10 protein-coding genes are annotated in these 14064 nt (G+C 61.1%); 6 read left to right on the top strand and 4 right to left on the bottom strand.

The window, feature by feature from the left end; genetic code table 11:
• Positions 1-2: 2 nt before the first annotated feature.
• Positions 3-662 carry a GntR family transcriptional regulator gene (locus CAF87_RS17800; RefSeq protein WP_065259722.1) on the bottom strand — a complete coding sequence of 220 codons (660 nt, stop codon included), beginning with the start codon at positions 660-662 and terminating at the stop codon, positions 3-5.
• Between the two features lie 266 nt (positions 663-928).
• Between CAF87_RS17800 and xdhA the strand changes: the two genes are divergently transcribed.
• The 4 genes from xdhA (at position 929) to guaD (ending at position 7071) form a co-directional block, all read left to right on the top strand.
• Positions 929-2383, top strand: coding sequence for a xanthine dehydrogenase small subunit (gene xdhA / locus CAF87_RS17795; RefSeq protein WP_085732410.1), 1455 nt, complete (start codon positions 929-931; stop codon positions 2381-2383).
• Positions 2376-4769, top strand: a complete 2394-nt coding sequence (gene xdhB, locus CAF87_RS17790) for a xanthine dehydrogenase molybdopterin binding subunit (RefSeq protein WP_085732409.1) — start codon at positions 2376-2378, stop codon at positions 4767-4769. Before xdhA ends, xdhB begins: the two co-directional genes overlap by 8 nt.
• A gap of 126 nt (positions 4770-4895) precedes the next feature.
• Positions 4896-5753: a xanthine dehydrogenase accessory protein XdhC gene (xdhC, locus tag CAF87_RS17785; protein WP_085732408.1), complete on the top strand. Its 858-nt coding sequence runs from the start codon at positions 4896-4898 to the stop codon at positions 5751-5753.
• A 13-nt stretch (positions 5754-5766) separates the two neighbouring features.
• Positions 5767-7071 (top strand): guanine deaminase, encoded by a 1305-nt coding sequence (gene guaD, locus CAF87_RS17780; RefSeq protein WP_085732407.1) that lies wholly within the window; start codon positions 5767-5769, stop codon positions 7069-7071.
• A 69-nt stretch (positions 7072-7140) separates the two neighbouring features.
• On the opposite strand, the gene CAF87_RS17775 is transcribed toward guaD, so the two are convergent.
• Positions 7141-7905, bottom strand: a complete 765-nt coding sequence (locus tag CAF87_RS17775; RefSeq protein WP_064378756.1) for a GntR family transcriptional regulator — start codon at positions 7903-7905, stop codon at positions 7141-7143.
• 224 nt (positions 7906-8129) lie between these two features.
• On the opposite strand from CAF87_RS17775, the gene CAF87_RS17770 reads away from it, so the two are divergent.
• Positions 8130-9320 (top strand): benzoate/H(+) symporter BenE family transporter, encoded by a 1191-nt coding sequence (locus tag CAF87_RS17770; RefSeq protein WP_085732406.1) that lies wholly within the window; start codon positions 8130-8132, stop codon positions 9318-9320.
• A 61-nt stretch (positions 9321-9381) separates the two neighbouring features.
• Here CAF87_RS17770 and CAF87_RS17765 read toward each other — a convergent pair whose 3' ends face one another.
• Positions 9382-9726, bottom strand: coding sequence for a YggL family protein (locus CAF87_RS17765; RefSeq protein WP_007952029.1), 345 nt, complete (start codon positions 9724-9726; stop codon positions 9382-9384).
• 233 nt (positions 9727-9959) lie between these two features.
• On the opposite strand from CAF87_RS17765, the gene dacB reads away from it, so the two are divergent.
• Positions 9960-11420 carry a D-alanyl-D-alanine carboxypeptidase/D-alanyl-D-alanine-endopeptidase gene (gene dacB, locus CAF87_RS17760; RefSeq protein ID WP_085732405.1) on the top strand — a complete coding sequence of 487 codons (1461 nt, stop codon included), beginning with the start codon at positions 9960-9962 and terminating at the stop codon, positions 11418-11420.
• A gap of 129 nt (positions 11421-11549) precedes the next feature.
• Here dacB and CAF87_RS17755 read toward each other — a convergent pair whose 3' ends face one another.
• Complete coding sequence (locus CAF87_RS17755) at positions 11550-13934, bottom strand: diguanylate cyclase (protein WP_085732404.1); 2385 nt, start codon at positions 13932-13934, stop codon at positions 11550-11552.
• Between the last annotated feature and the right edge of the window lie 130 nt (positions 13935-14064).

Below are 14064 nucleotides of genomic sequence, written 5' to 3'. Positions count from 1 at the left end.
GGTCAGGCAACCGTCAGGGCGGACACCACCAGATCGCAACTGCGCTGGGCATAAGCCGTCAGCACGATGCGGATCTGCGGCAGGTCACGGGCGAGGACGGCGGCCAGCAAGCGCTCGAACAGTTCGAGGAACTCGCTCATCTCGGCCTTGCGCTGTTCAAGCGCGAGGAAGTATGCACGGCTCATGGCCGGTTGCAGGTTTTCGACGGTTTCCTGCAGGTACGGGTTGTTGGCGAACGGATACGCGGCGCGCATCACGTTGAAGCTGTCATCGACGAAGGTGCGGATGTCCTGACGCTCGTAGCTGGCGGTCAGACGCTGCTGGATCTGCACGAACGGCGCCATGTCGGCCTGGACTTGCCAGCCATTGGCCACTGCGTTGCCGAGCAGGATGTACAGCTCGCTCATCAACGTGCACAGGCTCTGCACCTTGTGCGCCGTCAGCTCGGTGACGTGGGCACCGCGGCGCGGCAGGATCGCGATCAGATGACGGCGCTCCAGGATCAGCAAGGCTTCGCGGACCGAGCCGCGGCTGACGTTCAGCGCCAGCGTGACCTTCTGTTCCTGAATGCGCTCACCCGGCTTCATTTCGCCGCGAATGATCCGTTCGGCGAGGTGGTGAGCGATTTGCTCGGCGAGGCTGTCCGGCGCCTTGAACGTCATGGTTGTCCTTCAAACTCTTCGATCTGCACAAGCGGCGCAGTGTAGCGCAATGCGCGGTCATGGCGGAGTGCCCGCACAGCGGTTTTTGGCACGAATCCCGCAAAAAAGCGCTTGATCCAATGAGGGTCAATACTGAAGAGACACGTGGTTGAGCGACAAAACAGTTTTTCCTGACCTTTAAGTCAGAAAACCATTGACCGAAAAGTCAGACCTGCTAAATTCGGCTCTAGTCGCTCAACAACAATAATGAGTCTGCGAGGCCTTCCGTGATCCAGTTTTTACTTAACCAGGAACTCCGTAGCGAGCACGCCCTGGACCCGAACCTGACTGTGCTCAACTACCTGCGTGAACACGTGGGCAAATCCGGCACCAAAGAAGGCTGCGCCAGCGGTGACTGCGGCGCCTGTACGGTGGTGGTCGGCGAGTTGCAGACGGATGACGATGGCCGCGAGCACATCCGCTATCGCAGCCTTAACTCGTGCCTGACCTTCGTTTCGTCGCTGCACGGCAAGCAATTGATCAGCGTCGAAGACCTCAAGCACCAGGGCGAACTGCACAGCGTGCAGAAAGCCATGGTCGAGTGCCACGGTTCGCAGTGCGGTTTCTGCACCCCCGGCTTCGTGATGTCGTTGTTCGCCCTGCAAAAGAACAGCGATGCACCGGATCATGCCAAGGCCCACGAAGCGCTGGCCGGCAACCTCTGCCGCTGCACCGGCTACCGGCCGATTCTGGCCGCCGCCGAGCAATCCTGCTGCGGCAAGCAGCCGGACCAGTTCGACGCCCGGGAAGCGGAAACCATCGCCCGCCTCAAAGCCATTGCCCCGACATCGATTGGCGAACTCAACAGCGGCGACAAACGCTGCCTGGTGCCGCTGACCGTAGCCGACCTGGCCGATCTCTATGACGCTTATCCACAAGCCCGCCTGCTGGCCGGCGGCACCGATCTGGCGCTGGAAGTCACTCAGTTCCACCGCACCCTGCCGGTGATGATCTACGTCGGCAACGTCGCCGAAATGAAGCGCATCGAGCATTTCGAGGATCGCATTGAAATCGGCGCCGCCACTGCCCTCTCCGACTGCTACGAAGCGTTGAACGCCGAGTACCCGGACTTCGGCGAACTGCTGCACCGCTTCGCCTCCCTGCAGATCCGCAACCAGGGCACCCTTGGTGGCAACATCGGCAACGCCTCGCCGATCGGTGACTCACCACCGCTGCTGATCGCCCTCGGCGCGCAGATCGTGCTGTGCAAGGGCGAAACCCGCCGCACGCTGAACCTGGAAGACTACTTCATCGATTACCGGGTCACCGCGCGTCAGGAAAGCGAGTTCATCGAGACGATCATCGTCCCTCGTGCCACGGCCGAGCAGCGCTTCCGCGCCTACAAAGTCTCCAAGCGTCTGGACGATGACATCTCCGCCGTCTGCGCCGCGTTCAACCTGCGCGTCGAAAACGGCGTGATCACCGACGCCCGAGTCGCCTTCGGCGGCATGGCCGCGATCCCGAAACGCGCCGCTCACTGCGAAGCCGTGTTGCTCGGTCAGCCGTTCAACAACGCTGTCGTCGAACGCGCCTGCACCGCGCTGGGCGAGGATTTCACCCCGCTCTCGGACTTCCGCGCCAGCAAGGAATATCGCCTGCTCAGCGCGCAGAACCTGCTGCGCAAATACTTCATCGAACTGCAAACACCGCACATCGAGACTCGGGTGACCGCTTATGTCTAACCATCACGGCGTAGAGAAAACACAAGCTGAACTGGCTGAATTGTTCGCCAGGGACCTGACCACCGGTGTCGGCCGCAGCGTCAAGCACGACAGCGCCGCCAAGCATGTGTCCGGCGAAGCGCAGTACATCGATGACCGCCTGGAATTCCCCAACCAGTTGCACGTTTACGCACGGTTGTCGGATCGCGCCCACGCGAAAATCATCAGCATCGACACCAAACCCTGCTATGCCTTCGAAGGCGTGCGCATCGCCATCACCCACGAAGACGTGCCGGGCCTGAAAGACATCGGCCCGCTGCTGCCGGGCGATCCGCTGCTGGCCATCGATGACGTTCAGTTCGTCGGCCAACCGGTATTGGCCGTGGCCGCGAAAGATCTGGAAACCGCACGTAAGGCTGCGATGGCCGCGATCATCGAATACGAAGATCTGGAACCGGTGCTCGACGTGGTCGAAGCCCTGCGCAAACGCCACTTCGTGCTCGACAGCCACACCCACCAGCGCGGCGATTCGGCCAACGCCCTGGCCACCGCTGAACATCGAATCCAAGGCACGCTGCACATCGGCGGCCAGGAACACTTCTATCTGGAAACCCAGATCTCTTCGGTGATGCCAACCGAAGATGGCGGCATGATCGTCTACTGCTCGACCCAGAACCCCACCGAAGTGCAGAAACTGGTGGCCGAGGTCCTAGACGTATCCATGAACAAGATCGTGGTCGACATGCGCCGCATGGGCGGTGGTTTCGGCGGCAAGGAAACCCAGGCCGCAAGCCCTGCATGCCTGTGCGCAGTGGTCGCGCACCTCACCGGCCAGCCGACCAAGATGCGTCTGCCACGGGTCGAAGACATGCTGATGACCGGCAAGCGTCACCCGTTCTATGTCGAGTACGACGTCGGCTTCGACAGCACCGGGCGCCTGCACGGGATTGCGATGGATCTGGCCGGTAACTGCGGATGTTCACCTGACCTGTCGGCCTCGATTGTCGACCGGGCGATGTTCCACTCGGACAACTCGTACTACCTCGGCGATGCGACCATCAACGGTCACCGCTGCAAGACCAACACCGCATCGAACACCGCCTACCGTGGTTTCGGCGGTCCGCAAGGGATGGTCGCGATCGAAGAAGTGATGGACGCCATCGCCCGTCACCTCAACCTCGATCCGCTGGCTGTGCGCAAGGCCAACTACTACGGCAAGACCGAGCGCAACGTCACCCATTACTACCAGACCGTCGAGCACAACATGCTCGAAGAAATGACCGCCGAACTGGAAGAAAGCAGCCAGTACGCCGAACGCCGCGAAGCGATCCGTCGCTACAACGCCAACAGCCCGATCCTGAAAAAAGGCCTGGCGCTGACCCCGGTGAAATTCGGCATTTCCTTCACCGCCAGCTTCCTCAACCAGGCCGGTGCGCTGGTGCACGTCTACACCGACGGCAGCATCCACCTGAACCACGGCGGCACGGAAATGGGCCAGGGCCTGAACACCAAAGTCGCGCAGGTCGTGGCCGAAGTGTTCCAGGTGGAAATGGACCGCGTGCAGATCACCGCGACCAACACCGACAAAGTGCCGAACACTTCGCCGACGGCAGCTTCCAGCGGTGCCGACCTGAACGGTAAAGCCGCGCAGAACGCGGCGGAAATCATCAAGCAACGCCTCGTTGAATTTGCGGCGCGGCATTACAAGGTCAGCGAAGAAGACGTGGAATTCCACAACGGCCACGTCCGTGTGCGCGACCACATCATGACCTTCGAAGCGCTGATCCAGCTGGCGTATTTCAATCAGGTCTCGCTGTCGAGCACCGGGTTCTACAAGACCCCGAAAATCTACTACGACCGCAGCCAGGCCCGTGGCCGGCCCTTCTACTACTTCGCGTTTGGCGCGGCGTGCTGCGAAGTGATCGTCGACACCCTGACCGGCGAGTACAAGATGCTGCGCACCGATATCCTCCACGACGTCGGCGCCTCGCTGAACCCGGCCATCGACATCGGCCAGGTCGAGGGCGGCTTTGTCCAGGGCATGGGCTGGCTGACCATGGAAGAACTGGTCTGGAACAACAAGGGCAAGCTGATGACCAACGGCCCGGCCAGCTACAAGATCCCGGCCGTGGCGGACATGCCGCTCGACCTGCGGGTGAAACTGGTGGAAAACCGCAAGAACCCGGAAGACACGGTGTTTCACTCCAAGGCTGTGGGTGAGCCGCCGTTCATGCTCGGCATCGCCGCGTGGTGCGCGATCAAGGATGCGGTGGCCAGCCTCGGCGACTACAAGCATCAGCCGAAGATCGACGCGCCGGCGACTCCGGAGCGGGTGTTGTGGGGTTGCGAGCAGATGCGCCAGCTCAAAGCGGTTAAGGCCGTCGAAGCTGAAACCGAGGTTGTTTGATGATCGTTCCCACGCCTGCGTGGGAATGCAGCCCGCGACGCTCTGCGTCGCATCCTGAACAGCGGACGCGGAGCGTCCAGTGATGCATTCCCACGCAGAGCGTGGGAACGATCTGAGAGGTGAGATATGTACAACTGGATCGACGCCCTCGCCGACCTGCAGAACCAGGGCGAACCCTGCGTTCTGGTGACGATCATCGAAGAGCTCGGCTCGACGCCGCGCAATGCCGGCTCGAAAATGGTCGTCAGCGCCCGCCAGACGTTCGACACCATCGGTGGCGGGCACCTGGAATACAAAGCCATGCAGATCGCCCGCGAGATGCTCGCCAGCGGCAAGCAGGACACTCATCTTGAGCGCTTCAGCCTCGGCGCCAGTCTGGGCCAGTGCTGCGGCGGCGCCACGGTGCTGTTGTTCGAACCGATGGGCCAGGTGCAGGCGCAGATCGCCGTTTTCGGCGCCGGTCATGTCGGTCGCGCACTGGTTCCATTGCTCGCCAGCCTGCCATGTCGGGTGCGCTGGATCGATTCCCGGGAAGAGGAATTCCCCGAGCAGATTCCCCACGGCGTGCGCAAAATCGTCGCCGAGGAGCCTGCGGATGAAATCGACGACCTGCCCGCCGGCAGCTACTGCATCGTCATGACCCACAATCATCAGTTGGATCTGGAACTCACCGCCGCGATCCTCAAGCGCAACGACTTCACCTGGTTCGGCCTGATCGGCTCGAAGACCAAACGGGCCAAGTTCGAACATCGTCTGCGTGATCGTGGTTTCGACGCCAGTGTCGTGCAACGCATGCGCTGCCCGATGGGCATCAGCGAAGTCAAAGGCAAATTGCCTGTGGAAATCGCCATCTCCATCGCCGGCGAGATCATCGCCACCTATAACGCCAATTTCGGCCAGCACACCGCCAGCGCCGAACCGATTGCCAAACTGCTGCCGGTTTCGCGCCGCAGTCAGGCCGCCACACTCAAAGCCTCAAACTGATTAGAGAACCCTCATGCCTCTGACTCGCAAAGCCTACCGCGCCGCCATCCTGCACAGCATCGCCGACCCTGCCGAGGTTGGCATCGAAGCCTCCTACGAGTATTTCGAGGACGGCCTGCTGGTGGTCGATGGCGGCAAGATCAGCGCCCTCGGCCACGCCAGCGAACTGCTGCCGACCCTGCCGGCGGACATCGAGATCACGCATCACAAGGATGCCCTGATCACCCCGGGCTTCATCGACACCCACATCCACCTGCCGCAGACCGGCATGGTCGGCGCCTACGGCGAACAGCTGCTGGACTGGCTGAATACCTACACCTTCCCGTGCGAAAGCCAGTTCGGCGACAAGGCCCACGCCGATGAAGTGGCGGACATTTTCATCAAGGAACTACTGCGCAACGGCACGACTACCGCACTGGTGTTCGGCAGCGTGCACCCGCAATCGGTGAACTCGTTCTTCGAAGCGGCCGAGAAGCTCGACCTGCGGATGATCGCCGGCAAGGTGATGATGGACCGCAACGCCCCGGACTACCTGACCGACACCGCTGAATCCAGCTATGTCGACAGCAAGGCGCTGATCGAGCGCTGGCACGGCAAGGGTCGCCTGCACTATGCCGTCACCCCACGTTTCGCTCCGACCAGTACCCCGGAACAACTGACCCTCGCCGGCCAGTTGCTGACCGAATACCCGGATCTGTACATGCAGACCCACATCAGCGAGAACCTCAAGGAAATCGAGTGGGTCAAGGAGCTGTTCCCGGAGCGCAAGGGTTACCTCGACGTCTACGATCACTACCAGTTGCTCGGCGAGCGCTCGGTGTTCGCCCACGGCGTGCACCTGTGCGACGACGAATGCGCACGACTGGCGGAAACCGGCTCGGCGATTTCGTTCTGCCCGACCTCGAACTTCTTCCTCGGCAGCGGCCTGTTCAACCTGCCGATGGCCGAGAAGCACAAACTGAACGTCGGCCTCGGGACTGACGTCGGTGGCGGCACCAGTTTCTCGCTGCTGCAGACCCTGAACGAAGCCTACAAAGTGATGCAGCTGCAAGGTGCGCGCCTGAGCCCGTTCAAGTCGCTGTACCTGGCCACCCTCGGCGGCGCGCGGGCGCTGCGTCTGGAAGACAAGATCGGCAACCTGCAACCGGGCTCCGACGCCGACTTCCTGGTGCTGGACTACAACGCCACGCCGCTGCTGAGCTACCGCTTGAAGCAGGCCAACAATATTGCCGAGACGTTGTTCGTGCTGATGACGCTGGGCGATGACCGCACCGTTGCCCAGACTTATGCGGCGGGTGCGCTGGTACATCAGCGTTAGTTTTCTGCAGACAAAAAAATCCCCCGGTACTTTTCAGTCCGGGGGATTTTTATTGCCTGTCGATTCGCTTTAGAGCTTGGCCGCAGGGCGCCCCGGCTTCTTGGTCTGCAACAGATGCGAGAACACCGCATGCAGATCGTCCGAAGCGCTTTCCTCGTCGAGGTTGAGCTTGCTGTCGATGTGATCCATGTGATGCATCATCAGGTCCACCGCCAGCTCGCCGTTGCGTGCTTCTATGGCGTCGATCAACTGGGTGTGCTCGTCGTAGGAACAGTGCGAACGGTTGCCGCTTTCATATTGGGCGATGATCAGCGACGTCTGCGAAACCAGGCTGCGCTGGAAGCTGATCAACGGCGCGTTCTTCGCCGCTTCGGCCAGTTTCAGGTGGAACTCGCCCGAGAGGCGGATGCCGGCGCCGCGATCGCCACGAGAGAAGCTGTCGCGTTCATCGTTGACCATCTGCCGCAGTTCGGCGATCTGCTCGGCCGTGGCGTGCTGCACCGCCAGTTCAGTGATCGCGCGCTCCACCAGACGCCGGGCAAGGAACACCTGACGCGCCTCTTCGACGCTCGGGCTCGCCACCACCGCGCCACGGTTCGGCCGCAACAGCACCACGCCTTCATGGGCCAGGCGCGAGAGTGCGCGGCGAATGATGGTACGGCTGACCCCGAAAATTTCCCCCAGCGCTTCTTCGCTCAACTTTGTACCGGGCGCCAGACGCTGTTCGAGGATAGCCTCGAAGATATGCGCATAGACAATATCGTCCTGGGTTCCGCTGCGGCCGGCTTTGCCTGCTCGCGGTTGTTTCTTGAGGGGTTGCAACTGTTCGTTCATGGGCACTCGAGTCGGGAAGAACTGCGGCGAATTGACCGTGACTGTAATACGGCACAGTGGGTCGCTGGCAAGTATCGCGTAAAAAACAGCGCGATTGTACACAATGGAAGGTGGCAACACGACTGTACGGCTGTTTGTGACTTCGGCTGTATTGCAACGCATCGTTACGTTTGAGTTTAGGCTTAAACCCGAAATCCGTGGCTTGAACAAGGAACGCCGCTGTCATGAACGAAATCACCCACACCCGACCGCGCCCCTTCGCGGACACATCGCCCTCCGCCATCGTCGCCGGATTCATCGCGATGATGACCGGTTACACCAGTTCGCTGGTGCTGATGTTCCAGGCCGGGCAGGCCGCGGGCCTGACCAGCGGGCAGATTTCCTCGTGGATCTGGGCGATCTCCATCGGCATGGCGGTGTGTTCGATCGGCCTGTCGCTGCGCTATCGCACGCCGATCACCATTGCCTGGTCGACGCCCGGCGCAGCCCTGCTGATCACCAGCCTGGGCGGCGTCACCTACGGCGAAGCCATCGGTGCCTACATTACCTGCGCGGTGCTGGTGACGATCTGCGGCCTGACCGGCAGCTTCGAACGTCTGGTGAAAAAGATCCCGGCCTCTCTGGCGGCCGCGTTGCTGGCGGGGATTCTGTTCAAGATCGGCAGCGAAATTTTCGTCGCCGCGCAGCACCGCACCGGCCTGGTGCTGGGGATGTTCTTCACTTATCTGCTGGTCAAACGCCTGACGCCGCGTTATGCGGTGCTTGCCGCGCTGCTGATCGGCACTGCGTTGTCGGGCTTCATGGGATTGTTGGATTTCAGCGGCTTTCACCTGGAAGTGGCAACCCCGGTCTGGACCACGCCGCACTTCTCCCTCGCAGCGACCATCAGCATCGGCATTCCGTTGTTTGTGGTAGCGATGACCTCGCAGAACATGCCTGGCGTCGCCGTGCTGCGCGCCGACGGCTACAACGTCCCGGCCTCGCCCTTGATCACCACCACCGGCATTGCCTCGCTGCTGTTGGCGCCGTTCGGTTCCCACGGCATCAACCTCGCAGCGATCAGCGCCGCGATCTGCACCGGGCGCCATGCCCATGAGGATCGCAACAAACGCTATACCGCAGCGGTGTGGTGCGGGGTTTTCTACGGGATTGCCGGGGTGTTCGGCGCCACGCTGGCGGCGTTGTTTGCCGCTCTGCCCAAGGAGCTGGTGCTGTCGATCGCCGCGCTGGCGCTGTTCGGCTCGATCATCAATGGCTTGAGCATTGCCATGACCGAAGTGAAGGAACGGGAAGCGGCGCTGATCACCTTCATGGTCACGGCGTCGGGGCTGACGCTGTTTTCCATCGGTTCGGCCTTCTGGGGGATTGTCGCGGGGGTGCTGACCTTGCTGATTCTGAACTGGCGCAAGGCCTGAGGCCTGGTTAAAACGCAGGCATAAAAAAACGGCGACCCTCAGGTCGCCGTTTTTTTCAGTATCACTTGGCCGCGTTGATCGGCTTTTCCGGATACCAAACGTCCAGCAGCGGGCTGATTTCAGTAGAAGTCAGCTCGGAGCGGGTTTTCAGCCAGGCTTCAACAGCAGCGCGCTGCTCTTCGGAGACCGAACCACGCTTCTGCAGGCAAACCAGACCGAAGTCGTCGCCGCCGACATAGCCCAGACCGTTGGCTTCCATGGCTTCTTTGATGAATGCTTCGAGGAAAGCGTCAATGGCTTCTTCGGACAGGTCTTCTTTGAAGCCCAGGTTCAGTTCGAAACCCAGCTCTTGAAATTCATCGACGCACAGTTTTTTGCGCAGACGCTGGGAACGGTTAGTCGCCATTGGAACAATCCTCTTAAGTAATAACGGCCGGCACTTTACCAGTTTAAGGCGGCGATTGCCCGCCTATCCGGGACGAGCGTGCGACCGCCCGTAAAAAAATAACGAATTGCCCCCCTTGCGAGAGGCACAAGCTGTTACACCTTGGGGCATAATGCCGACACTTTCATGACCACTGAGGGCCTTTTCATCCATGTCCTCGTCTTTTTCCCCTCGGCTGTAGGGTTTTATTTCATATGATCAAATCGTTGCGTCCTCTGCTCCTGGCCGGCCTTCTTCTGCCGCTGGCTCTGCCTGTTTCAGCTGCCACCATCAATACCGCTCTGACCCCCAACGTCGAAAAAGCCCTCAAGGCCAGCAAGCTGCAACCCAGCGCCCTGTCGCTGGTGATGGTGCCGCTGGACGGCCCGGGCACACCGACCGTGTACAACGCCGATGTATCGGTCAACCCGGCCTCGACCATGAAACTGGTCACCACCTACGCGGCGCTGGAAATGCTCGGCCCCAACCATCAGTGGAAAACCGAGTTCTACACCGACGGCGACCTGAACAGCGGCATCCTCAACGGCAACCTCTACCTCAAGGGTGGCGGCGATCCGAAGCTGAACATGGAAAAACTCTGGCTGCTGATGCGCGACCTGCGCGCCAACGGCGTGACTCAGATCACCGGCGACCTGGTGCTGGACCGCAGCTTCTTCATTCAGCCGCAACTGCCTGAGTTCAATGATGACGGCAACGACGAGAACAAGCCGTTCCTGGTCAAGCCCGACTCGCTGCTGGTCAACCTCAAGGCCCTGCGCTTCGTGGCCCGCAATGACAATGGCCGGGTATTGGTCTCGGTCGAACCGCCGATTGCCAGCATCAACATCGAAAACACCGTCAAGGCGCTGAACTCCAAACAGTGCACCGGTGGCGTGCGCTACAACCCGGTGCCGCAGGCCGATGGCAGCGTCACCGTGACCGTTGCCGGTCAGTTGGGCGAAGGCTGCAGCTCGCAGACTTATCTGTCGCTGCTCGACCACGCGACCTACACCGCCGGCGCCGTGCGGGCGATCTGGAAGGAACTGGGCGGCAGCATCCAGGGCAAGGATCGCCTGGCCCCGACGCCGAGCAACGCCAAAGTGCTGGCCCGCGCGTTCTCGCCGGACCTGGCGGAAATCATCCGCGACATCAACAAATACAGTAACAACACCATGGCTCAGCAGCTGTTCCTGAGCCTGGGCCAGAAATTCCGCAACGACGCCGACGGCGATGACGCCAAGGCCGCGCAACGCGTGGTCCGTCAGTGGCTGGCGAAGAAAGGCATCACTGCGCCGCATCTGGTGATGGAGAACGGCTCCGGCCTGTCCCGTGCCGAACGCGTCAGCGCCCGGGAAATGGCCGCCATGCTGCAAGCCGCGTGGCACAGCCCGTATGCCGCCGAATACATCAGTTCGCTGCCGATTGCCGGCACCGACGGCACCATGCGCAAACGTCTGAAGACTACCGCGATGCGTGGTGAAGCCCACGTCAAGACCGGCACACTGAACACCGTGCGCGCCATCGCCGGCTTCAGCCGCGACGTCAACGGCAATACCTGGGCGGTGGTGGCGATCCTCAACGACAAGGCACCGTTCGGTGCATCGTCGGTGCTGGATCAGGTGCTGCTGGATCTCTATAAACAGCCGAAAATGCCACAGACAGCTTCGGTTCTGTAAGCACCCCACAAACAGTGTGCGAGCGAGCCTGCTCGCGAAGGCGTCCAGTCGGTCGATGAAGATGCACAGACCTTGTCTGACTCATTCGCGAGCAAGCTCGCTCCCGCAGGGGGTCAACGGCAGATGGAATCAGTTCATCTGCCGCTCGACCCGATCCCGCCCGCCCTGCTTCGCCGCGTACACCCCTGAGTCAGCCCGCAGCAACAAGGCATCAGCCCCCTCTCCCGGGCGCCAACTGGCAATTCCGAAACTCGCGGTCACCACACCGACCACATCTACCGGCGCACTGCGCAAGCCCTGCCACAATTCTCTGGCCAACATGTAGGCGTGCTCACCGTCGATGTCCGGGCACAACACCATGAACTCCTCGCCGCCCAAACGGCAAAACACGTCGGTACGCCGAAGGCGATGACCGATTCGCTCGCACACGGCCTGCAACACCCGGTCGCCGACCGCATGGCCATACTGGTCATTGATCCGTTTGAAATGATCGATATCAAGCATGATCACCGACAATTCGCCACCTCCGCGCTCGACCCGTGCCATTTCGCTGGTAAGGCGTTCCTGGAAATAACGGCGGTTGTGGATACCCGTCAACGCATCGGTGACCGACAGGGCGCGCAGTTCTTCCTCCACCCGCTTCAAGTCGGAAATGTCCGAAATGTAGCCATGCCATAGCACGCCGCCGCCCGGCAGTTCCTCGGGGGTCGCTTCGCCGCGCACCCAGCGCAGGCCACGCTCGGGTAATTGCACGCGATATTCCTCGCGCCACGGACTGAGGTTATCGGCCGAGGCGCGGATCGACTTGCGCACGCGGCTGACATCCTGCGGATGAATGCGGGTGAAGATCGCTTCGGCGTTGAGCAACAGCACGTCCGGCTCCAGCTCGTAAATCTCGCGGATGCCGTCGCTGGCGTAGATCACACTGAAGCGCCCGTCGAACTCCATCTTGAACTGATAGATCCCGCCCGGAACATGGGCGCTGAGCTTCTTCAACAACACGTCCCGTGCCGCCAGGGCTTCGTGCACGCGCTTGCGTTCGGTGATGTCGATGCAGATCGCCAGGTGCCCGACCCACAGCCCTTGCTCGTCGAGTACCGGGGTGGCCAGCATGTTCACCGGCAAATGACTGCCGTCCTTGCGCACCAGCGTCCACTCGCGCGCTTCATGCCCGCCGACCTCGCCACCCTCGACCAGCATGGCCTGGCAGGTCGGGATGGTTTTGCCATAGCGGGCACTCAACTCCGCCGCACGAGCAATGAGCTCCCGAGGGAAATGCAGGTTTTCCAGGGTCATGTGGCCGATGACTTCGCAGCTGCGGTAACCGAGCATCTGCTCGGCACCCGGATTGAAGGTGTTGATCACACCGCGCAGGTCGGTGGCGATGATCGCCACCTGGGTAGCCGCATTGAGCACTCCGCGCAACTGGCCGTGGGTACCTCTGAGTTCCTGCTCACGCTCATGCAGTTCCTGGGTGCGCAATTGGACCATGCGCAACGCGCGCTGGCGCTGACTGACCAGGACATACAGCAGCGCACTGAGCAGCAGGCTGAGCAGGCCACCCAGAATGACCACGCTGCCTACCGACGAATGGTTGGCTTGCAGGAAAGCCTCGCTGGGCGCGATATCGACTTGATAGTCGTGATCGGCCATGCGCAACAGCCGCGTGGTCGACAAATCGCTGGCGACCGGCTCGTTGGATGACTCGAACAGCACCTCATGCTGATCATTGGTCGACAGGTCGAGGATGCGCACCGAAAGATAATCATGCAGGACATCCGGCAAACCGTCGGCGAGCAACTGACGCATGCTGATCACTGCCATCACATAACCGAACGACTTACTTTCGTCGGGGCGCTTGACCGGTGCCACCAACAGTACGCCCCGCGCGTAAGCCGGTTCGATACTGACCAAATGCATCGGTTGCGACACTGCCAGGCCACCGAGTTGATCCGCACGCTCCAGGGTCGAACGGCGCAATGGCTGGGCCAGCAAGTCATAACCCAGAGGGGAGCCGAGGCGGCTCTGCGTCTGGCTGTACACCACGACGACGTATTCGTCGCGGGCCGAGGCCAACTGCAGATCGCCGTGGGCATTGAGTTCGCGCACGCTAAACGTGGGCTGCCCCTCATCGCGCACACGTTGCTCGAACGCGGCGCGCTCGTCTCCCCTCACCCGCAGCGCAAAGGAATAAGCTTGGGTACGCAGTAATAAAGGTTGGGTATAGCCATCGAATTCGGCACGGGACACCGATTCGGAGTTGGTGAAAAACCGCCGCAGGCCGTCGAGGCGTTGCTCCTGATCCTGAAACCGCTCTTCGATGCGGCTATAGCGTTCATTGGCCAGCAGTTGAAAGCGCTGACGCAATTGGTTGTGAAACTGATTGAGGGTGGCCCAGGCGAGCAACCCCGTGAGAATCCCGCCGGCGAGCAATACCAGCAGCGCGACCAGCCAGGCCGAGACTTCTTCGCTGATGAAACCCAGTATTTTTGGGCGCACGGGGTGCAACGACATAAAGGCAACTCACTACGCCAGCATCTGCGGGAAAAACCCCATTGGCCGTGTGTGAGTTATAGCTATTAGCCACTAATTTGGCTAGCACTGATCGGATCCAAGAGCCTTTAAAAATCAAGGCTCTGTGGAT

This window comes from Pseudomonas sp. R38(2017) (genome assembly GCF_002112395.1).
Taxonomy (GTDB): domain Bacteria; phylum Pseudomonadota; class Gammaproteobacteria; order Pseudomonadales; family Pseudomonadaceae; genus Aquipseudomonas.
This window is presented reverse-complemented; position numbering and strand designations above follow the sequence as displayed.